A 19,379-nucleotide genomic window follows, 5' to 3' on the forward strand; every position below is an offset into this window, starting at 1 on the left:
GACGCCCCCTACCAGGGCCCACTGGACGAGACTTCCCCTGTTCGTCCACAACCCCCGGGCCGGGGGCCGGGGGCTGGAGTCGGGGCGTCAGGCGTGTTCGTCCGAAGGCTGGCGGGTGGGCTGGACCGACCAGCCGGGCGGTTCGTCGCCGCCCGAGTCCTCGTCGTGCTCCGCGTCGGCGGCTGTGGGGTGGATCCTGCCCGGTGCGTGGTGGACCGGCGCGTACACGGCGTAGAGCTGCAGGGGCTCGTCACCGATGTTGGTGACGTTGTGCCACGTGCCGGCGGGTACGAAGATCGCCCATCCGTCCTCGACCTCCCGGTCGAAGTCGAGCCGGTCCTTGGCGGGCCCCATCTGGACGCGGCCCCGCCCCGCGTCGAGGCGCAGGAACTGGTCGGTCTCCGGGTGCGCCTCCAGGCCGATGTCCTCGCCCACCGGGATCGACATGAGGGTCAGCTGGAGGTACTTCCCGGACCAGGCGACCGCGCGGTAGTCCGGGTTGTCGATCGTCGCCTTCTCCAGGTCGAAGCTCTGCGGTTCCGGCCCGATGTCCTTGATGGTCACACGTTCTCCCAGTCGACGAAGGGTGCGGTGCGCGGCGCGCGGTCGCGGCCTTGCGCCGGCCCGCGTCAACGTTCTCAGAGAACCGGGCTGTTCCGGCACACCACACGCCCCGGCCCGGCCCCGGCCCCGGGCCCGCCTTCGACGATCTGTGACGAAAGTCTGACGTCGCCCGCGCCTCCCTGGCCGGGCGCGCCCCGTGGTGGTCGACTCAAGGGGTGACGAAAGACGACACCGACACCACCGACGACACCGAGGGCGCCCCCGTCGGGCGCCGTCTGGTGCTCGGCATGATCGGGCTGGGCGCCGGGAGCCTCGTCGCCGCGCCGTACGCGCAGCGCGCGACGGAGACCCTCCTCGGCGCCGCCTCGGACAGGGATCCGACCGGACTGCTGCCCAACGGAGGCGGCTTCCGCTACTACTCCGTCGTGTCCTCCGTCCCGCAGAAGAACGGGCAGAACTACCGGCTCACCGTGGACGGTCTGGTCGAACGCCCCACCACGTACACCCTCGACGCGCTGCGGGAACTGCCGCAGACCCGCGTCGTACGGGACGTGCAGTGCGTCACGGGCTGGCGGGTCCCCCGGACGCCCTTCTCCGGCGTCGGGCTCTCCCTCCTGCTCGACGCGGCCGGAGTGCGGCCGGAAGCGAAGGCGATCCGCTTCACCTGCTTCGACGGGGTTTACAGCGAGAGCCTCACCCTCCCGCAGGCCCGGCGTGACGACGTGCTGGTCGCCCTGCAGATGCGGGACGAGCCGGTCAGCCACGCCCACGGCGGCCCGGTCCGGCTCTACGCGGCGCCGATGTACTTCTACAAGTCGGCGAAATGGCTCTCCGGGATCACGCTCACGTCCGAGGTGCGGCCCGGCTACTGGGAGGAGCGGGGCTATGACGTCGACGCCTGGGTCGGTGGATCCAACGGGCGCGGTGACGCACCCACGGTCTGAACCGGCTGGGCGGGTGGGCCGGTTCACCCGTGCCGAGCGCGCGGTCCATCGCGCGACGGCCGGCCTGCTGCTGCTCTGTGCGGCGACCGCGGCCGCCCTCTACGTCCCGCAGATCGCCGAACTCGTCGGCCGCCGCGCCCTCGTCGTCACCGTCCACGAGTGGGCCGGGATCCTGCTGCCCGCGCCCTTCCTGCTGGGCCTCGCCTCTCCCGCCTTCCGGACCGATCTGCGGAGGCTGAACCGGTTCGGGCCGCACGACAGGAAGTGGCTGCGCGCGGTGCGGCGCCGCGACCGCCGCCGCGGGTCCCGGCCGGCGGGCAAGTTCAACGCCGGGCAGAAGATCTACGCGTCGTGGGTGACCGGCGCCGTCCTCGTGATGCTGGCGACGGGACTGCTGATGTGGTTCACGCACCTGACGCCGCTGGTGTGGCGCACGAGCGCCACCTTCGTGCACGACTGGCTGGCGGCGGCCATCGGCATCGTGGTGGCCGGGCACATCCGCATGGCGCTCGCCGACCCCGAGGCGCGCCGGGGCATGCGTACCGGGTCGGTCGACCGCGCCTGGGCGAAACGGGAGCACCCGCTGTGGCTGGGGGACGACCCGCGGGACGACCCGGAACGCGGGCCGGAGGACCGGGCCGCCTGACGGCCGCGGCGCGGGCGCCGGATGCGTTCCGCCGGGTGGGGCGCCGGTGCCGGTCGCCGTGTCGGCGTGGGCGCGGGCGGCGGCGCCACGAGGATGTGGCCGACGTTTCCCGGGAGCTCCCGCGAGTACCGTGGGAGGGGCATCCGGGGGCCGCACCGGCGGATGGGGATGACAGGCGTGTCGACATCAAGTCACGAAACATTCGGCGCACCCTGCTGGGTCAGCCTCATGGCGCGCGACGTCGGCGCGGCACAGGCCTTCTACAGCGCGGTCCTCGGCTGGCGGTTCGGCAACGACCGGCTCGGCGGGGGGTTCGCCGTCGGCTTCGGCGACGGGGTCCCGGTGGCCGGCCTCGGTTCCATGCCCGCCGGCGTCACGGTCCCGGTCGCCTGGACGCCGTACTTCGCCGTGGACGACGCCGACGTCACCGCCGCACGCATCCTGGAGCGCAGCGGCACGGTCGCCGTCGGCCCCCTCGCCTTCGGTACGGGACGGGCCGCGCTCGCCTCCGACCTCGACGGCGCGGTCTTCGGGATCTGGCAGGGCGACGCCATCCCCGACTGGGGCATGGGCGCGGAGGCTGCGCCGGCCTGGCTCGAACTGCGCACCCGGAACGCCTTCGACGCCGCCATCTTCTACGGCGAGGTCCTGGAATGGGCCTGCGCCCAGGCGGGCTGCTGCGAGGTCGCCTACGTGGAGGCGGACCAGCGCATCCTGCTGCGCCACGGCGGCCGTACGGTGGCCCGCCTGCACGGCGGCACGCTCGCGCAGGCCCCCGATCCGGAGCTGCGACCGCGCTGGCAGGTCCACTTCCGGGTGCCCGACCTCGAAACCGCCGTCAGGGCCGCCACCGCCCTTGGCGGCAGCGCCGTCTCCGTGGCGGACTCCGGCCCCGGCCCGCACGAGGTCACCCTGCGCGATCCCGAGGGCGCGCTGTTCGGCGTCGTCGGACCGGCCGCGTCCGTTCCCTTCTGATCCCTTCCGATCCCTTGTGGTCCCTTGTGGTCCCTTCCGTCGCCTTCCATGTTCTTGCGATACCTTCCGACCCTTTCCGACCCTTTCCGAGCTTGCCGAGCTTTCCGGCCCCCTTCCGGGCCGCGGCCTCCTCGTCCCCTCTGCCTTTCGGCAGAGGCGCAGATCGGCCGCAGGGTCCATGCCCGCGCCCGGCCCGGCGTCGATACTGGTCAGCGTGGTGCCCCTCAGCTCTTCGCCTCGTCACGCCCGCCTCCGCCCGGTCGCGGAGACGGCCGGCGTGGGCCTCGTCGGCCTGGGCGTGTACGCGGCGGTCGGCCGGCTCGGGTACCTGCCGCACCCTCCCGCGCAGCTCCTCGTCCTCGCCGCGGCCGCCGGGCTGTTCGCGCTGCGCCGCCGGTTCCCGGGGCCCGTGCTCCTGGTGCTCGCCGCACTGACCGGCCCGGTGCCCGCCGTCGGGCCGGTCACGGCCGCCGCCGCCTACTCCGTGGCCCGCCGGATGGCCCGGCCGCGTCTGCGCGCCCGGCTGCTCGCGGCTGCCGGAGCGCTCCTCGTGGTCGGCGCGACGGTGGCCGGACCGCGGCTCGGGCCCGGGTCCGCGGCGTACGGGCTGGCCCTCGGCCTGGTCCTCGCGCCGACCGCCGTGGTCGTCCCCGGCCTGGTCGGCACGGTGCGGGGGCAGCAGGGGCGCCTGCTGCGGGCCCTGCGCGAGCGCGGCGACGCGGCCGAACGGGCCCGCCGGCTGGCCGACAGCGAGGCCCGGACCCACGAGCGGTCCCGCATCGCCGCCGAGATGCACGACCTGGTCGGGCACCGGCTCAGCCTGGTGTCGCTGCACGCCGGCGGGCTGGAGCTGGCCCTGGAGGGGGCGGCCCCGCAACTGCGCGAGGAGGCCGTCCTGGTGCGGCGCACCACCCGCGACGCCATGCGCGAGCTGCGCCAGGTGCTCGGTGTCCTCGGGCCCCTCGCCCGCGACACCGGCCCGGACGCCCTCACCGACGCGACCGGCACCCGCGCCGACATCGAGGCCCTGGTCGCGCAGTCCCGCGACGGAGGGATCGCCGTGCGGCTCGACTGGGCGGGGCCGGACCTCGACTCCCGTCCCGCTGCGGTCCGCCGGGCGGTGCACCGCGTCGTACGGGAGGCCCTGACCAACGTGCACCGGTACGCGGCCGACGCGCACGTCACGGTGGCGGTCGAGCACGACACCGCCGCTCCGGCCGCCGCCCACGGCGGGCAGGTGCGGGTCACCGTACGCAACGGGGCGCGGCCCGGGCCGCCCGCGCCGCCACCGGTGGAGGAGCTGGGCACCGGGCGCGGCCTGACCGGGCTGCGCGAGCGCGTGGAGCTGCTCGGCGGGACCTTCGAGGCGACCCCCCTGCCGTCCGGCGGCTTCCGGGTGGCCGCGGCCGTGCCCGCCGAGCCGGCCCAGCCCGGCAGCGGCCCCTCCCCCGGCGGGCGCACCGGGGCGGCGGGGACGACCGCGGCGCCCGCCCCGCACCCGGCCACCGCGACCCGGGGCCCGGACCCGGCGGCTCACGACCCGGTAGCCGCGCACGCGGCGCGCCCGGCCCCGGCGGCTCACGACCCGGCGGCGTCGGACGCGCCGGCCGCGGACCCGGCGGCTCAGGTCCTGGTGGCCCCGGCCGTCCCGGACCCGGACGGGCGCCGGACCGCCGAGCTGCTGACGCTCGCCTTCGGACTGGCGGCGCTGTCCGCGCTCATGGTCATCGGGATCGCCTTCGTGTACGCCGCCCAGCCGGCCGGCCGCTCCGGCCCGCCCCCGCTGCCGCGCGTCGGCATGACGTACGAGGACGTGGCCGGGTACGGCGTGCTGGACAACGCGGCCGTACGGGCCGCCGCCACCGGCCACGAGCCGCCGCGCCCACCCGGTACCGCCGGCTGCGTCTACCCCTTCAACGGCGCCACCGAGCGGCACCCCGGAGGCCTGCTCATCGCCCGCTACTGCTTCGACGCCGCCCGGCGGCTGATCGCCATCGACCGGTTCGACGTACCGTCGGTCCGGGACGCCACGCCCTGGGAGACACCGTGACCGCACCCGCCCGGCCCATCCGCGTGCTGCTCGCCGACGACGAGACGATGATCCGGCACGGTGTCCGCCTGATCCTGCGGCACGCCGGCGACATCGACGTCGTCGCCGAGGCCGCCGACGGGCGGCAGGCCGTCGAGCTGGCGGCCGCCCACCGGCCGGACGTGGCCCTGGTGGACGTCCGGATGCCGGTCTGCGACGGCCTGGCCGCGATCGCGCCGCTGCTCGCCCTCGATCCGGCGCCGCGCGTGGTGATGCTGACGACCTTCGGCGACGAGGACAACGTCGTCCGGGCGCTGCGGGAGGGGGCCGTGGGTTTCCTCCTCAAGGACGAGGGCCCGCAGGAACTGATCGCCGCGGTACGGGCGGCGGCCGCCGGCGACGCGGTGCTCTCCCCGGGCGTGACCGGGTCGGTGATCGCCCGGATGCTGCGCGGCGGCGACCGGGACGGCCCCGGCGCCGCGGCCACGGACGAGCGGATCGCGCGGCTCACCGTCCGGGAGCGGGAGGTCCTGTCGATGCTGGGGGAGGGACTGTCCAACCAGGACATCGCCGGGCGGCTCGGGATCGGGATCGGCACGGTGAAGACGCACGTGGGCGCGATCCTGGACAAGACGGGCTCGGCGAGCCGGGTGCAGGCCGCCCTCCTCGCCCACCGGACCGGCCTGGCCTCCTGACCACGGGGCCCCGGGGGCGCTCCTTCCGGACCCGCCCGGCTCGCGAGGGCCGCACGCGCCCGCCGCACGGCCCCCGACACCGTGGGGCGGCGGCCGGCGCGAAGCCGTCGTGCCTGTGACCAAAGGCGGAGACCCGGCGGCCCCGGCTGGGCCCGGAGGCAGAGGCGGCCGGCCCTGCGCCCTCCCTCGGACAGAGCCCGAATCCCGCCTCCAGCACGATGTCCGTGCAGGTCAGACCGGTGAGCATGGAATGCGTCCCCCGGTCCGGCCACCCCTTCGGGTGCGGACCGACGCATCTCCCACCCGAGGCGGAGCACCCATGTCGCAGTCCTCTCCCCATCCCCGGCCGGCCGCCGGCGCCACCGGTCTCACGAAGGTGTACGGGAAGGGGGAGACCCGGGTGACCGCCCTGGACGCGGTGACGGTCGACTTCGCCCGGGGCCGGTTCACCGCCGTCATGGGCCCCTCCGGCTCGGGCAAGTCCACGCTGATGCACTGCCTGGCCGGGCTGGACACGGTGACCTCCGGCTCGGCGCGCATCGGCGGCACCGAACTGTCCTCGCTGACCGAGAAGCAGCTCACCGCACTGCGCCGCGACAAGGTCGGCTTCGTGTTCCAGGGCTTCAACCTGATGCCCACCCTGACCGCGCTGGAGAACATCACGCTGCCGCTGCGGCTCGCCCGGCGCCGGCCGGACGCCGCCTGGCTGGAGGCCGTGGTCGCCACGGTCGGCCTGGCGGACCGGTTGGGCCACCGCCCGGCCGAGCTGTCCGGCGGACAGCAGCAGCGGGTCGCGGTGGCGCGGGCGCTGGTGTCCCGGCCGGAGATCGTCTTCGCCGACGAGCCGACCGGGAACCTCGACTCGCGCTCCGGCGCCGAGATCCTCGGCTTCCTGCGCGACTGCGTAAGGGAGTTGGGGCAGACGGTGGTGATGGTCACGCACGATCCGGCGGCCGCCTCGTACGCGGACCGGGTCGTGTTCCTGGCCGACGGGCACGTCGTCGACGAGCTGCACGAGCCGTCCGCCGCGGCCGTGCTCGACCGGATGCCCGGCCTCGCGAGCTGACGCCCTCCCGCTCCTCCCCTCCGATTCGCGGACCCGCTCCTCCCCTCCGGTTCGCCGACCCGCTCCTCCTCTCCGGTTCGCCGACCCGCTCCCGACCGCTCCCCGACAGCTCTCCGAAAGCCTCCCCATGCTGCGAACAGCCCTGCGCAACCTCCTCGCGCACAAGGCCCGCCTGGCCATGACCGTCCTGGCGGTGTGCCTCGGTGTCGCGTTCGTCTCCGGCACCCTCGTCTTCGCCGACTCCTCCGCCGCCGCCCACCGCGCCGCCGCGTCGAAGAGCTTCGCCGGCGTCTCGGTCACCGTCACCCCGAAGGACTCCCCGGACGCACCCCCCGGCGAGGACCGCTCGAACGCCCTGGACGACGCACTCGTACGGAAACTGGCCGCCGTACCCGGCGTTGCCGCCGTACGGCCGGCCGCCGACGGCTCGGCCACCCTGTCCGCCGCCGACGGCACCCCGCTCCGGGCCGGCAGGGCCTGGGCGAACCTCGGCGCCGCCCACGTACCGGACGGCAGCGGCCGGGACCCGCGGTACCCGCTGACCGAGGGCCGGGCCCCGCGCGACGGCGACGAGATCGCCGTGGACCGGGGCACCGCCACCGCCGGCCGGTACCGCATCGGGGACATGGTCACGCTGGCCACGGACGGCCCGGTCATGACCAGACGGCTCGTGGGCATCGTCGCCACGGAGGACACCCGGGTGACCGCGGGCGGCACCCTCGTCCTGTTCGACCGGGCCACCGCCCAGCGGCTGTTCGCCGCGCCGGGCCGGTACACCGGGATCGACCTGACCGCCGCGCCCGGCACGAGCCAGGCCGAACTCGCCGGCCGGGTCGTTGCCGTACTCCCCGCCGGCCGGGCCGAGGCCACCACGGGCGCCGCCCAGGCCGCCCAACAGGCCCTCTACGTCGGCACCCTGACCCGCGGCCACGCCAAGCTGCCGCTGGTCTTCGCCGGGGTCTCGCTGTTCATCGGGTCCTTCCTCATCGTCAACACCTTCACGATGCTCGTGACGCGGCGCACCCGTGAGATCGCGCTGCTGCGGGCGATCGGCGCCTCACGCCGCCAGGTGGCCGGCTCCGTGCTCGCCGAGGCCGCCCTCCTCGGACTCGTCGCCTCCGCCGCCGGTTTCCTCCTCGGCCTCGGCGTCGCCGCCGTCCTGCCCGGCCTGCTCGGCACCGCGCAGGACGCCCTGCCCGACGGGCCCCTGGTGATCGGCCCGCGGCCCGTCGTGGCCGCGCTCGGCGTCGGCGTGGGCGTCACGGTGCTCGCCGCGTGGCTGCCGTCCCGGCGGGCGGCGCGGGTCGCGCCGGTCGAGGCGATGCGCTCGGCGCAGCAGCCGCCGTCCGCCGCGCGCTCGCGGATCCGTGCCGCCGCGGGTCTGGTCCTGCTGGTCCTCGGCGCGGGGCTGCTGGTGTCGCTGAGCGGCGTGAAGGACGCCTCGGAGCAGAACCTCCAGGACGCGATGCTCGCCTGCGGCGTCCTCGTCGTCGCCCTGATCGTGCTGGCGCCGCTGCTCGCCGCACCGGTGATCCGGCTGGTGGGGCGGTTGACCGGCCGCTTCGGCCCGGTCGGTCACCTCGCCCGGGAGAACGCCCTGCGCGACCCGCGGCGCACCGCCGCCACCGCCTCCGCCCTGATGATCAGTACTGCGCTGGTGGCCGGGCTGGCCGTCGTGGGGACCTCCACCGCGCGGGCCCTGGACCGGCAGGCAGCCGCCGGCCTCGGCGCCGACTACGTGATCGGCACCCGCACCCCCACCACCGGCGTCGACCCGGCCGCCGTCGAGCGGGTCGCCGCCACTCCCGGGGTGCGGACCGCCGCGGCCGTCGCCGACGCGCCGGTGTTCATCGGCGGCGGGGTCCGGCAGATCGCCGGCGTGGACCCGGCGGCCGTCGACGCCGTCCTGCGGCTCGACTTCACCGGCGGCTCCGCCGCGGACCTCGGGCCGGGCCGGATCGCCGTCTCCGCCACCCTCGCCCGCGAGCAGGGCCTGGCCACGGGCGACCGGATCGAGGCCCGTGTCGGGCACGGCAAGGACCCGCGCCCGTACACGGTCGTCGGCGTCTACCGGGACAACCCCGTCGCGGGCGACGCCCTGGGCGACCTCGGCGAGGTACGCCGCGACGCCTTCCTGCCCGGCTCCGTCCAGCGGATCCTCGTCCGCGCCGAGGACGGCGCCGCCTCCGACGCCGTGGCCAAGGGGCTGCGCACGGCGGTGGGCGCCAACCCGCTGCTGAAGGTGCAGGACCGGGCGGCCCTCGTCCGCGAGGCCGCGGGCAGTGTCGGGGAGCTGCTGACCGTCATGTACGGGCTGCTCGCGATCGGCGTCGTGATCAGCGCGCTGGGCATCGTGAACACCCTCGCGATGTCCGTCTCGGAGCGGACCCGGGAGATCGGCGTGCTGCGGGCCATCGGCATGGACCGGGCCGGCGTGCGGCGCATGGTCCGGCTGGAGGCCGTGATCGTCGCCGGCTTCGGCACCCTGCTGGGGCTGGTGGGCGGGGTGTTCAGTGCCTGGGCCGTCGGCTCGCTGGCGAACGGGGCGGTGGCGCAGTACGCGTTCGTGCTGCCGTGGGGGACGCTGCTGCTGGTGTGCCTGCTGTCCCTGGCGATCGGCACGGCCGCGGCGGTCGTCCCCGCCCGCCGGGCGGCATCGCTGAGCCCGCTGCACGCCGTGGCCGGAGGCTGAGGGACGGGCCCGTCGGGCCCGTTGGGCCGTCCGGGGCGGCGTCACCTGGAGGGCCCAGCCGAACAGGCGCGGCGGCGGGCGGCCCGGGTCCAATGGCAGGGTGCGGCCCTTCGCCGCGCCCTGCCGTGCACCGTCGTCCCCGGGAGAGCCATGAGCGAGCCGTCCCCGTCACCCGGTGACCCGCCCGGCGCGGCGCCGACCGCCCCACCGACCGCGGCCCGGAGCGGCGGGTCCCGGGGCGGGCGGATCGCCAAGAGCGCGGTGTCGGCGGTGCTGATCACGCTGACCTGCATCTTCGTGCCGATCTCCCTGCTCACGGTCTGGGTGCACGACATCGTGCTGGACACCGACCGGTACGTCTCGACGGTCCAGCCCCTCGCCTCGAACCCGGCGATCGAGGAGGCCGCCGTCCACCGCATCACGAAGGCGGCGGACGTACGCGTGGACGGTTCCCAGGTCACGGCCGACCTGGCGAAGTGGCTGGAGGCCCAGGGGCTGCCGCCGCGGGTGGGCGCCGCGGTGAAGGCGCTGGGCCCGCAGCTGGACTCGGCCGCCGACCAGGTCGTCTCCAAGGTGGCGACCCGCTTCGTGGAGAGCGACCGCTTCGAGAAGGTGTGGACCGTGGCCAACCGCGCCGCCCACAACGCGGTGGTGCACGCGCTCACCGGCAAGGGGCGCGGTGCCGTCGGTGTCGACGGGGGCACCGTCACCCTCGACGTCGGCGAGGCCGTCGACAAGGTCAAGGACGAGCTGGTGGCCGCCGGGGTCTCCCCCGCGTCCAAGATCCCCGAAGTCGACAAGCAGATGGTGCTCTTCCAGAACGACGAGCTGGGGAAGATCCGGGGCGCGGTGCGTCTCCTGGACGTCCTCGGCAACTGGCTGCCGGTCGTCACGGTCGTCCTCGGGGCGGCCGGAGTGCTGCTCGCCCGGCGCCGGCGCCGGGCGCTGGTGACCACCGCCCTGTGCGCGGCGTTCGCCTGCCTGCTGGTCGCCATCGCCCTGGTCGTGGGCCGCCGTTACTACCTCGACCACCTCCCCCCGGAGGTCCAGTCCCCGGCCGCGGCGGCGGCCGTCTTCGACACGCTGGTGCGGTTCCTGCGGGTCAGCCTGCGGACCGCGATGGTGCTCGGCGTCGTCGTGGCGCTCGGCGCCTACCTGTCCGGGGCGGGCCGGCTGCCGCGCGGCGTGCGCGGCCGGGCCGACCGTACGGCCGACTCCGCCGCCCGCTGGGGCGCCGGACACGGGGTGCGCACCGGGACCGCGGGCCGGTGGGTGGAGGCACACCGGCACGCGCTCACCGTGGGCGTCCTGCTCGTCGTCGCGCTCGTGTTCGCGCTGTGGAACCACCCGACCGTGCTCACGGTGCTGCTGCTGGTGCTGATCCTGCTGGCGGTGCTCGCCGTACTGGCCCTGCTCGCGGCCGGCGGCCGTGTCACCGACGACACGGCCGGCGCCGGTGGCGGCGGCGGGGGCGGCGGCGGAGGACCGGCCGGTCCTCCGCCCCCGCCCCCGGACCGGGCGTGAGCCCGCGGGCCGCCCGGGATCAGGCCAGGATCCTGGCCTTCGCCCGGTCGAACTCCTCCTGGCTGATGTCGCCCTTGTCCTTGAGCGCGGCGAGTTTGCTCAACTCGTCCGCCGAACCGCCGCCACCGCCGGTGCTGCCGGCAGCCTGCTGGACGTAGGAGCGGAAGGCCGCCTCGTTGTCCTTGATCTGCTTGGCGTCCCGTTCGTGCATGCTGCGGCCGCGCGCGATCACGTAGACGAACACGCCGATGAACGGCACCAGCAGCACGAGGATGAGCCACCCCGCCTTCCCCCAGCCGTGCAGGCTGTGGTCACGGAAGATGTCCGTGATGACTTTGAAGAGCAGGAAGAACCACATGACCCACAGGAAGAACCACAGCATCGTCCAGAAGAGGTTGAGAAGTGGATAGTCGTCCATGCCCGACTCCGATCATGCACGTGGTACTTCATTGATACAGGCGGGTGAGTTGCTCCGCATGCGGAGCGAATGCCGCATCTTTTGCCGCCCTGCGGGGGCGGGGGAACGATGGACGCATGAGCATTCCCCTACCGGTCCCCGAGGAGGGGTCGATCCACCGACGGGGAAAAGCCGATGGTGCTTGACCTGATCGTCATCGGGCTGATCATCACGCTCTATCCGCTGCCCGTCATGGCGTTCGTGCTGGTGGTGTCCGCGCCCGGCGGCCTGTGGAAGGGGCTCGCCTTCATCCTGGCCTGGCTCGGCTGCCTCGTCGCCGTGATCGCCGTCGTGCTGCTCCTCACCGGTGGCCAGCCACCGCCGCCGCGCTCCCCGCCGTCCACGGCCGGTCTCGCGGTCCGGCTGGCCATCGGCATCGGGCTGGTCGCCTACGCCGAGTACCGGCGCCGGCGGCGGCCCGCGGCCGGCGCGGCACCCGCCTCCGAGGGGGCCCGGCCCGGCCCCGCCGACGAGGACGCACACCCGATCACCTCGCGCATGGACCAGGCGTCGGCGTGGTCCGCCGCCGGGCTCGCGGTGCTCCTCCAGCCGTGGGGCATGGTGGGTGCGGCCGCCGCCACCGTCGTCGAGGCGAACCTCTCCGACAGCGCCACGTACCTGGCGCTGTTCGGCTTCTGCATCCTGGCGTCCGCCACGCTGCTGGCGATGGAGCTGTACATGGTGTTCGCCCCCGAGCGGGCGGCGCGGGCGCTGACGGGGATGCGGGCGTGGCTCTCCGACCACAAGGACCCGGCGATCGTCCTCGCCTGCCTCGTCCTCGGCCTGTGGCTGGTCGGCCGGAGCCTGTACGACCTCACGCGCTGACGGGGTGCGCCTCCCGGCGCCGGCTCCGGTCGCCGGATACGGGCCGGGCCGTTCTCCTGAAGGCATGGAACGCAACGCAGCCCGTCGCCGCAGGCGCGCCCTGCTGGGCCACTGCCTGCGCGCGACGGCCGCCGCGGGCCTGCTCACGGCCCTGTACTACCTGTCACCCCTGGACGGCGGCTTCGGCGTCCTGACGGTCCTGACGCTCGTACTGGGGCTGCTGGCCTTCGGCCTGCTGACGGCCTGGCAGGTCTCGGCCATCGCCCGTTCGGAGTATCCGCGGCTGTCGGCCCTGGAGGCGATGGCCACCGGCGTACCGCTGTTCCTCATCGTCTTCTCGGCGACCTACTTCATGCTCTCCGAGAGCGTGCCGGGCAGTTTCTCCGAGTCGTTGAACCGCACGGACGCCCTGTACTTCACGGTCACGGTGTTCGCGACCGTGGGCTTCGGCGACATCGTCCCGGTCACGGGCACGGGGCGCGTGCTGACGACCGTGCAGATGGTCGCCGACCTGATCGTGGTGGGCGTCATCGCCAAGGCCCTCTTCGGCGCCATGAAGGTCGCCATGCGCAAGCGGAGCGGCGGGGGACACGCGGGCCCTCCCTTCGTGGACGACGAGGAGCCCTGAGCGGCGGAAGGCCCCGCCCGGGGGTCCGGACGGGGCCTGCTGCGCGGAGCGGGGCGGGCGTTCAACCGGTCGTCAGCACTTGAGACCGGCGGAGGCGTTCGTCGCGGCCTGGTCCAGCTGCTGGATCTGCGGCTGGAGCTGGGTGAGCGCGTCCTTGCCGGTCGTGTCTCCCGGCAGGTTCTCGTAGCTCTTCTTGAGGTTCTCGGCGGCGGACTGCACCGCGGAACGCTCCGCGTCCTTCATCTTGCTCGCGTTCTCCTTGACGTCCTCCCAGTCCTGCTGGACGGCGTCGTAGGCGTCCTTCATCTGGTCCTTGGTGGCCACGGCGGGGTCGAGGGCCTTCAGCTTCGCGTTGTCCGCCTTCAGCTGGTTCAGGTCGGTGCACAGGTCGGCCGCGGCTTCGGTGGCCTCCTCGGCGGGGGAGGAACTGTCGTCGGAACACGCGCTGAGACCGAACACCGCGCTGAGGCAGAGCACACCGATCACCGGCAAACGCTTCATGGAGGGGCCTTCCTCGATCAGGGCGAACCAGGCGTACGGGACCATCCGGTACTACGACAAAATATGCACAACCGGACACGCTCCGCATCCGCACCGATCCGCCCCGAGACCGCCCCGCGACCGGCCCGCCGCCCGCCCCGCCACCGTCCGCGCCGGCCGGGAGGCCGCTAGGCGGCGGGCTGGATGTTCTGGTTCAGGTGGAAGAGGTTGTCCGGGTCGTACGCCCGCTTGACCTCCGCCAGACGGTCGTAGTTCCCCTTGTAGTTGGCCCTGATCCGGCTCTGGTCGTCCTCGGCCATGAAGTTGATGTAGCCGCCCTCCTCCGAGTGCGGGGCGGTGGCCTCGTAGTAGTCGCGGACCCAGGCGGTGTTCGCCTCGTTGTCGGCCGGGTCCGGCCACATGCCGGCGATGACCGTGGCGAAGGAGGCGTCGCGGTAGGCGAAGGCCGTGTCCTGCGGTCCGACGCGGTGGCAGGCGCCGTTGATCGGGTAGATGTGGACCGTCGAGTTCACGGCGGGCAGCTTCGGGCCGTGCACCAGGTGCGCCTCGATCGCGGAATCACTCAGCTCCGTCACGAAGTTGGCCTTCCAGTAGTGCTGGAGACCGGGCGGCACGAGCGCGTCGAAGGCGCCGTTGAGCGCCGGGTACGGCATGGGACCGACGTGCTCCGCGACCACCGGGGCGAAGTCGTGGAAGGCCTGCAGGGCCCGCTCCCCCTCGTCGAGCGGCCCGGCCCAGCACGCCACGATCAGCGCGAACGGCTCACCGTGCCGGTCCGCCGGGATGAACGGCAGCGGCGGGGCCAGCTGGAAGGCCGGGAAGCCGCCGAGCTGCTCCGGGGCGTCGGCGATGTAGTCGGCGAAGGAGCGCAGCACGGTGGCCGCGTCGTCCAGCTCGAAGAGCATCGGGCCGCCGTAGACGTCCTTGACCGGACTGAGCCGGTACTCGAAGGAGGTGACCGCGCCGAAGTTCCCGCCGCCGCCGCGCAGCGCCCAGAACAGGTCGGGGTTCTCTTCCTCGCTCGCCACGAGGATCCGGCCGTCCGCCGTCACCACGTCGGCCGAGATCAGGTTGTCGCAGCTCAGACCCAGCCCGCGGCACAGGTAGCCGATGCCGCCGCCGAGGGTGAGCCCGCCGATGCCGGTGGTGGAGATGATCCCGCCGGTGGTGGCCAGCCCGTAGGCGTACGTCGCCGCGTTGAGGTCGCCCCAGGTGGCGCCGCCCTCCGCGCGCGCCGTACGGCGGGCGGCGTCGACGCGTACCCCGCGCATCCCCGACAGGTCGGCGACGACGCCGTCGTCGCAGGTGCCGAAGCCGGGCACGCTGTGGCCGCCGCCTCGCACGGCGAGGTCGAGCGCGTTGTCCCGCGCGAAGTCGACCGCTGCCACCACGTCACCGGCGTTGGCGCAGCGCACGACCACGGCCGGCCTCCGGTCGATCATGGCGTTGTTGACCGCGCGCGCCTCCTCGTAGGCGGCGTCGTCGGGGGCGACGACCGCCCCGCGCACCCGTTCCCGCAGCTGGTCGATCGCGAGCTTGCCCATGACCATCGCTCCTCGTCCTTCGTACCTCGCCCGCACGCCGCGCCGGGACGCGGGCGCCGGGTGCTGCCCCTACGTCCCCAGGTGGCTGAAGCCCACCTCGAAGTGCTCGACCGCGACGACCTGCTGGCCCTCCCGCCGGGCGGTGTCCTCGCGGATCCGGTGGGCGAGCTCCTCGCTGTCCCGCATGCTCCGCTCGTCCTCCCACAGGGTCAGCGACCTCGCCTCACCGGTGGCCCGGTCGACCAGGTAGTAGACGCCCCGGAAGCCCGGCGCGTCCTGCACCCGCCGGACGATCTCCTCCGAATGCGCGCCCAGGTCCCCTTCCGCGGGGACGGGGGAACCCTGGTAGGTGCTCAGCCTCGCGAACATCAACGGCAGTCCTTCCTGGCCGGGCCGCCGTCGGGGGACAGGCGGCTCCACGACCAGCGTGCTCCGGCAGGCCGCGCCGCGCATGCCGGAGCGGCGCGACAATGGTGGCGGGTACGCGTCTGCCGGATCACGCTGCGGAGAGGCGGGACGTCGAGGTGTCGTACATAGCTGTGACCGCCCTGAGCCATGTCGGCCTGGTCCGCGAGCACAACGAGGACAGTCTCGTCATCGGGCCGTGGACCCTGTGCGGGACCGTGACCCAGAACCCCCAGACGCTGGTGTTCCCGCTCGGCAGGCCACTCGTCGTCGCGGTCGCCGACGGGCTGGGCGGGCAGCCGGCGGGGGAGGTGGCCAGTGAGCTGGTGGTGCGCCAGCTGTCCTCCCTCGGCCCCTCCCTGGACCGTGCGGAGGCGGTCGCGGGGGCGCTGGACCTGTGCAACGACGCGGTGCACGCGGCCGCGGACGGCCGGCCGGACCTGACGGCCATGGGGACGACGGTCGCGGGTGCCCTGGTCCTGGGCGAGTCGCTGCTGGTGTTCAACGTCGGCGACAGCAAGGTGTTCCACGCGGCGCGGGACGGCCTGCACCAGGTGAGCGTGGACGACAGCCCGCCCCCGGCGCCCGGGCACCGCACCACCTCCGCCGTCACGCAGGTGCTCGGCGGCAGCCGCGGGCCGAGCCCGATCACCCCGCACATCGGGACCTTCCCGCTGGCCGAGGGCGATCGCTACCTGGTGTGCAGCGACGGGCTGACCGATCCGGTGCCGGACGACGCGATCGAGGAACTGCTGCGGGTGCACGACGACGGCAGGGCGGCCTTCGAGCTGTGGAAAGCCGCTATCGACGCGGGAGGACCCGACAACATCACGCTCGCGCTCGTGCGCATCGGCGCCTGATCCGGTGGCGCATTCATAGGATCTAATGGCCGGATATCTTGTTCCGCGACGCCAGAATACGGGACGGGAAGGCTTTCCCGGCCCACCGGTTTCCCTGTGCTACGGTGACGGCAGTTGCGGTTGTGGTCCCCAAAAAGCTTACAAGTGCTCTCACCTTATTCTCGGTGGGTGCACTTTTCATTTCCGGTACAGATTTCCGGTCGGGGCAATCATCTCGTCGACGCCGGGTCCGCACAGTGCGGCCCGGGCACTGCCCCAAAGGAGAACTCGCATGGCATCCGGCACCGTGAAGTGGTTCAACGCGGAAAAGGGTTTCGGCTTCATCGAGCAGGAGGGTGGCGGCGCGGACGTCTTCGCCCACTACTCGAACATCGCCACGTCCGGCTTCCGTGAGCTCCAGGAAGGCCAGAAGGTCACCTTCGACGTCACCCAGGGCCAGAAGGGCCCGCAGGCCGAGAACATCGTTCCCGCCTGACACTGACGCCCACGCCGGCGCCGGGCCCCGTGCCCGCGTCGGCGCGCGAGCGAACGGGCCCGCGGCCCGCACCCCTGCGTGCGGGCCGCGGGCCCGTTTCACCGCCGTCGGGAATCGGCCGCCGCAGCGCCGGAAGCACCACCCGGGGGCGGGACCGCTTGCTAGAGTCCCTGCCCATGTCGATCCCTGACGACCTGCTCCGCGACCTCGCCGCCATGGTCGAGTCGGAACAGACCAATCAGATGTCCCTGACGGTGGTCGTGAACGGCGCCGTCATCACCGGCCGCCTCGCCCCCGAACGCGTCTGGCGCCAGCGCGTGGCGGAGGTCCTGCGGGACTCCGACCAGCTCGGCCCGTTCGCCGAGGTGTTCAGCTCCCCCGGAGGCGGGGCCGCGGAGCCCGGCGACCCGCCCTCGCACCTGCACTTCCACGTGGCACGCATCCTGCAGGGCCCGGTGGGGATCCCCGAGACCGGCGGGATGTACCGGATCGCCCTCGACAACGTCAGCGCCTGGACGGTCGGGGACTTCAGCTACTCCGACAAGTAGCCTCCACCCCGTCCAGCACACCGCGGACGGCCCCCGCGCACCGGCGCGGAGGCCGTCCCGGTCCCTCGGCGTGCTCCTTGCAGGGAGGCACCCGGCGCGGACACCTCCGGACGCCGGCGCGGCCTCGGCCGCCGGGGCCCGCGGGCCCGTCGGGTCGAAGGACGCCACAGGGGCCGCCGCCACGGTCACGCGCAGGACGCATTCACTCGAAACGAAAGACACGTTCCCCCCGGCCGTAGCGATTGCCGGAATGCGCGCACCGCCCCATTTCCTCCCCGAGGCGGCCGGCGCCAAACTGACGCCGAAGCGGCTGGAATTCACCCTGGCCGGTCACCACACCGACGCGACTCCCATCGGATCCTCATGCCAACTGGCCGCATTTCGGGTCCTTCCGGCGCCCCGCCCCGACGAAACGGCACTGTCCCGGGGGCACATCACGCAATGGCCGCCTGCGGATTTCGACGCCGGCCCCCTGGACGCACGGGACGAGGACCGAAACGGCGTCGAAATCGGCGGACCACGACTGCCGGCCCCGCCGATCCTGCCGGCGCCCGAACCGGGTCGGGTGCTCGCGTCCGAAGACCCCGCGGCGCGGGCGACCCCCGCCGCGTCCACATCCTGGACTATTACCCTCGTTTCATGAACGCAGAAGCCGACGCCCTCAGGACCGTGAAAGACGCTGACCGGAAGCACGTCTTCCACTCCTGGTCGGCGCAGGAACTCATCGATCCGCTCGCCGTGGCCGGCGCCGAGGGGTCGTACTTCTGGGACTACCAGGGCAACCGCTACCTCGACTTCTCCAGCGCCCTCGTCTACACCAACATCGGCTACCAGCACCCCAAGGTCACCGCCGCCATCCAGGAGCAGGCCGCCAGGCTGTGCACGGTCGCGCCCGGCTTCGCCGTCGACGTCCGTTCCGAGGCCGCCCGGCTGATCGCCGAGCGCACCCCGGGCGACCTCGACAAGATCTTCTTCACGAACGCCGGCGCCGAGGCGGTGGAGAACGCCGTCCGCATGGCCCGGCTGCACACCGGGCGCCCCAAGGTGCTGTCCGCGTACCGGTCGTACCACGGCGCCACGTCCACCGCGATCAACCTGACCGGCGACGCCCGCCGCTTCGGCAACGACTCCGCGACGGCCGGCGTCGTGCACTTCTGGGGGCCCTTCGCCTACCGCTCGCCCTTCTACGCGGCGACGCAGGCCGAGGAGTGCGAGCGGGCCCTGCGTCACCTGGAGGACACCATCGTCTTCGAGGGACCGCAGTCCATCGCCGCGATCATCCTGGAGACCGTCGGCGGCGCCCCCGGCGTCCTCGTGCACCCCGACGGATACCTCGCCGGGGTCCGCGCGCTCTGCGACCGCTACGGCATCGTCTTCGTCCTCGACGAGATCATGGTCGGCTTCGGGCGCACGGGGAAGTGGTTCGCCTCGGAGCACTGGGACGTCACCCCCGACCTGATCTGCTTCGCCAAGGGCGTGACCAGCGGCTACGTACCGCTGGGCGGGGTGGCCGTCTCGGCAGCCATCGCCGGGACCTTCGCCCGCCGGCCCTACCCGGGCGGCCTGACGTACTCCGGGCACGTGCTGGCCTGCGCGGCCGCCGTCGCCACCATCAACGTCATGGAGGAGGAGGGCGTCGTCGAGCAGTCCGCACGCACCGGCGCCGACCTCCTCGGCCCCGGTCTGCGCGCCCTCGCCGAGCGGCACCCCTCGGTCGGCGAGGTCCGCGGCCTCGGCACGTTCTGGGCGCTCGAACTCGTCCGCAGCAAGGAGACGCGCGAGCCGCTGGTCCCGTACAACGCCGCCGGGGCGGACAACGCGCCGATGGCGGAGTTCGCGGCCGCGTGCAAGAAGGGCGGGCTCTGGCCCCTCGTCGCGGGCAACCGGATCCACATCGCCCCGGCCTGCAACATCGCGCCGCACGACGTGGAGAAGGGGCTGCGGATCCTGGACGAGGCCCTGACGGTGGCCGACGCGCACACCGTCTGACCTGCTCTTCTG

19 protein-coding genes are annotated in these 19,379 nt (G+C 73.8%); 14 read left to right on the top strand and 5 right to left on the bottom strand.

The features are described from left to right. Positions 1-87: 87 nt before the first annotated feature. Positions 88-564 carry a cupin domain-containing protein gene (locus AC2RP6_RS19630; RefSeq protein ID WP_486447370.1) on the bottom strand — a complete coding sequence of 159 codons (477 nt, stop codon included), beginning with the start codon at positions 562-564 and terminating at the stop codon, positions 88-90. A 287-nt stretch (positions 565-851) separates the two neighbouring features. On the opposite strand from AC2RP6_RS19630, the gene AC2RP6_RS19635 reads away from it, so the two are divergent. The 8 genes from AC2RP6_RS19635 (at position 852) to AC2RP6_RS19670 (ending at position 11,135) form a co-directional block, all read left to right on the top strand. Continuing rightward, positions 852-1,508, top strand: a complete 657-nt coding sequence (locus tag AC2RP6_RS19635; RefSeq protein ID WP_486450383.1) for a molybdopterin-dependent oxidoreductase — start codon at positions 852-854, stop codon at positions 1,506-1,508. Next, entirely contained in the window at positions 1,450-2,154 is a 705-nt protein-coding gene (locus AC2RP6_RS19640; protein ID WP_486447371.1) for a cytochrome b/b6 domain-containing protein, read from the top strand. Before AC2RP6_RS19635 ends, AC2RP6_RS19640 begins: the two co-directional genes overlap by 59 nt. A gap of 228 nt (positions 2,155-2,382) precedes the next feature. After that, a complete protein-coding gene (locus AC2RP6_RS19645; protein WP_486447372.1) occupies positions 2,383-3,129 on the top strand; it encodes a VOC family protein in 747 nt (248 codons plus the stop codon). Between the two features lie 496 nt (positions 3,130-3,625). Then, positions 3,626-5,179, top strand: a complete 1,554-nt coding sequence (locus AC2RP6_RS19650; protein WP_486450384.1) for a sensor histidine kinase — start codon at positions 3,626-3,628, stop codon at positions 5,177-5,179. Continuing rightward, a complete protein-coding gene (locus AC2RP6_RS19655; protein WP_486447373.1) occupies positions 5,176-5,853 on the top strand; it encodes a response regulator in 678 nt (225 codons plus the stop codon). Before AC2RP6_RS19650 ends, AC2RP6_RS19655 begins: the two co-directional genes overlap by 4 nt. A 319-nt stretch (positions 5,854-6,172) precedes the next feature. Next, positions 6,173-6,919: an ABC transporter ATP-binding protein gene (locus AC2RP6_RS19660; protein ID WP_486447374.1), complete on the top strand. Its 747-nt coding sequence runs from the start codon at positions 6,173-6,175 to the stop codon at positions 6,917-6,919. A gap of 127 nt (positions 6,920-7,046) precedes the next feature. Continuing rightward, a complete protein-coding gene (locus tag AC2RP6_RS19665) occupies positions 7,047-9,611 on the top strand; it encodes an ABC transporter permease (protein WP_486447375.1) in 2,565 nt (854 codons plus the stop codon). Positions 9,612-9,761: 150 nt separating this feature from the next. Continuing rightward, positions 9,762-11,135, top strand: coding sequence for a hypothetical protein (locus AC2RP6_RS19670; RefSeq protein WP_486447376.1), 1,374 nt, complete (start codon positions 9,762-9,764; stop codon positions 11,133-11,135). Positions 11,136-11,154: 19 nt separating this feature from the next. On the opposite strand, the gene AC2RP6_RS19675 is transcribed toward AC2RP6_RS19670, so the two are convergent. After that, entirely contained in the window at positions 11,155-11,553 is a 399-nt protein-coding gene (locus AC2RP6_RS19675; protein WP_486447377.1) for an SHOCT domain-containing protein, read from the bottom strand. A 174-nt stretch (positions 11,554-11,727) separates the two neighbouring features. On the opposite strand from AC2RP6_RS19675, the gene AC2RP6_RS19680 reads away from it, so the two are divergent. Both AC2RP6_RS19680 and AC2RP6_RS19685 read left to right on the top strand, forming a co-directional pair. Beyond that, positions 11,728-12,417 (top strand): GAP family protein, encoded by a 690-nt coding sequence (locus AC2RP6_RS19680; RefSeq protein ID WP_486447378.1) that lies wholly within the window; start codon positions 11,728-11,730, stop codon positions 12,415-12,417. 64 nt (positions 12,418-12,481) lie between these two features. Next, positions 12,482-13,045, top strand: coding sequence for a potassium channel family protein (locus AC2RP6_RS19685; protein ID WP_486447379.1), 564 nt, complete (start codon positions 12,482-12,484; stop codon positions 13,043-13,045). A gap of 72 nt (positions 13,046-13,117) precedes the next feature. On the opposite strand, the gene AC2RP6_RS19690 is transcribed toward AC2RP6_RS19685, so the two are convergent. The 3 genes from AC2RP6_RS19690 to AC2RP6_RS19700 form a co-directional block, all read right to left on the bottom strand. Beyond that, positions 13,118-13,546 (bottom strand): hypothetical protein, encoded by a 429-nt coding sequence (locus AC2RP6_RS19690; RefSeq protein WP_486447380.1) that lies wholly within the window; start codon positions 13,544-13,546, stop codon positions 13,118-13,120. A 167-nt stretch (positions 13,547-13,713) separates the two neighbouring features. Then, complete coding sequence (locus tag AC2RP6_RS19695; RefSeq protein WP_486447381.1) at positions 13,714-15,090, bottom strand: FAD-binding oxidoreductase; 1,377 nt, start codon at positions 15,088-15,090, stop codon at positions 13,714-13,716. Between the two features lie 69 nt (positions 15,091-15,159). Beyond that, a complete protein-coding gene (locus AC2RP6_RS19700; RefSeq protein WP_486447382.1) occupies positions 15,160-15,459 on the bottom strand; it encodes a hypothetical protein in 300 nt (99 codons plus the stop codon). A gap of 155 nt (positions 15,460-15,614) precedes the next feature. On the opposite strand from AC2RP6_RS19700, the gene AC2RP6_RS19705 reads away from it, so the two are divergent. The 4 genes from AC2RP6_RS19705 to AC2RP6_RS19720 all read left to right on the top strand — a co-directional run bounded on the left by AC2RP6_RS19705 (position 15,615) and on the right by AC2RP6_RS19720 (position 19,367). After that, positions 15,615-16,355, top strand: coding sequence for a PP2C family protein-serine/threonine phosphatase (locus AC2RP6_RS19705; protein ID WP_486447383.1), 741 nt, complete (start codon positions 15,615-15,617; stop codon positions 16,353-16,355). 271 nt (positions 16,356-16,626) lie between these two features. Next, positions 16,627-16,830, top strand: a complete 204-nt coding sequence (locus tag AC2RP6_RS19710; RefSeq protein ID WP_030030412.1) for a cold-shock protein — start codon at positions 16,627-16,629, stop codon at positions 16,828-16,830. Between the two features lie 176 nt (positions 16,831-17,006). Beyond that, positions 17,007-17,378, top strand: a complete 372-nt coding sequence (locus tag AC2RP6_RS19715) for a hypothetical protein (RefSeq protein WP_486447384.1) — start codon at positions 17,007-17,009, stop codon at positions 17,376-17,378. Between the two features lie 639 nt (positions 17,379-18,017). Next, positions 18,018-19,367: an aminotransferase class III-fold pyridoxal phosphate-dependent enzyme gene (locus AC2RP6_RS19720; RefSeq protein ID WP_486447385.1), complete on the top strand. Its 1,350-nt coding sequence runs from the start codon at positions 18,018-18,020 to the stop codon at positions 19,365-19,367. The last annotated feature ends 12 nt before the right edge of the window (positions 19,368-19,379 follow it).

This window comes from Streptomyces sp. WAC03905 (genome assembly GCF_057371075.1).

Coding starts and splice junctions, on each gene's coding strand:
- AC2RP6_RS19635 (WP_486450383.1), top strand. CDS start 852: ATGATCGGGCTGGGCGCCGGGAGCCTCGTCGCCGCGCCGTACGCGCAG.
- AC2RP6_RS19640 (WP_486447371.1), top strand. CDS start 1,450: ATGACGTCGACGCCTGGGTCGGTGGATCCAACGGGCGCGGTGACGCAC.
- AC2RP6_RS19645 (WP_486447372.1), top strand. CDS start 2,383: ATGGCGCGCGACGTCGGCGCGGCACAGGCCTTCTACAGCGCGGTCCTC.
- AC2RP6_RS19650 (WP_486450384.1), top strand. CDS start 3,626: ATGGCCCGGCCGCGTCTGCGCGCCCGGCTGCTCGCGGCTGCCGGAGCG.
- AC2RP6_RS19660 (WP_486447374.1), top strand. CDS start 6,173: ATGTCGCAGTCCTCTCCCCATCCCCGGCCGGCCGCCGGCGCCACCGGT.
- AC2RP6_RS19665 (WP_486447375.1), top strand. CDS start 7,047: ATGCTGCGAACAGCCCTGCGCAACCTCCTCGCGCACAAGGCCCGCCTG.
- AC2RP6_RS19670 (WP_486447376.1), top strand. CDS start 9,762: ATGAGCGAGCCGTCCCCGTCACCCGGTGACCCGCCCGGCGCGGCGCCG.
- AC2RP6_RS19675 (WP_486447377.1), bottom strand. CDS start 11,553: ATGGACGACTATCCACTTCTCAACCTCTTCTGGACGATGCTGTGGTTC.
- AC2RP6_RS19680 (WP_486447378.1), top strand. CDS start 11,728: ATGGTGCTTGACCTGATCGTCATCGGGCTGATCATCACGCTCTATCCG.
- AC2RP6_RS19685 (WP_486447379.1), top strand. CDS start 12,482: ATGGAACGCAACGCAGCCCGTCGCCGCAGGCGCGCCCTGCTGGGCCAC.
- AC2RP6_RS19690 (WP_486447380.1), bottom strand. CDS start 13,546: ATGAAGCGTTTGCCGGTGATCGGTGTGCTCTGCCTCAGCGCGGTGTTC.
- AC2RP6_RS19695 (WP_486447381.1), bottom strand. CDS start 15,090: ATGGGCAAGCTCGCGATCGACCAGCTGCGGGAACGGGTGCGCGGGGCG.
- AC2RP6_RS19700 (WP_486447382.1), bottom strand. CDS start 15,459: ATGTTCGCGAGGCTGAGCACCTACCAGGGTTCCCCCGTCCCCGCGGAA.
- AC2RP6_RS19710 (WP_030030412.1), top strand. CDS start 16,627: ATGGCATCCGGCACCGTGAAGTGGTTCAACGCGGAAAAGGGTTTCGGC.
- AC2RP6_RS19715 (WP_486447384.1), top strand. CDS start 17,007: ATGTCGATCCCTGACGACCTGCTCCGCGACCTCGCCGCCATGGTCGAG.
- AC2RP6_RS19720 (WP_486447385.1), top strand. CDS start 18,018: ATGAACGCAGAAGCCGACGCCCTCAGGACCGTGAAAGACGCTGACCGG.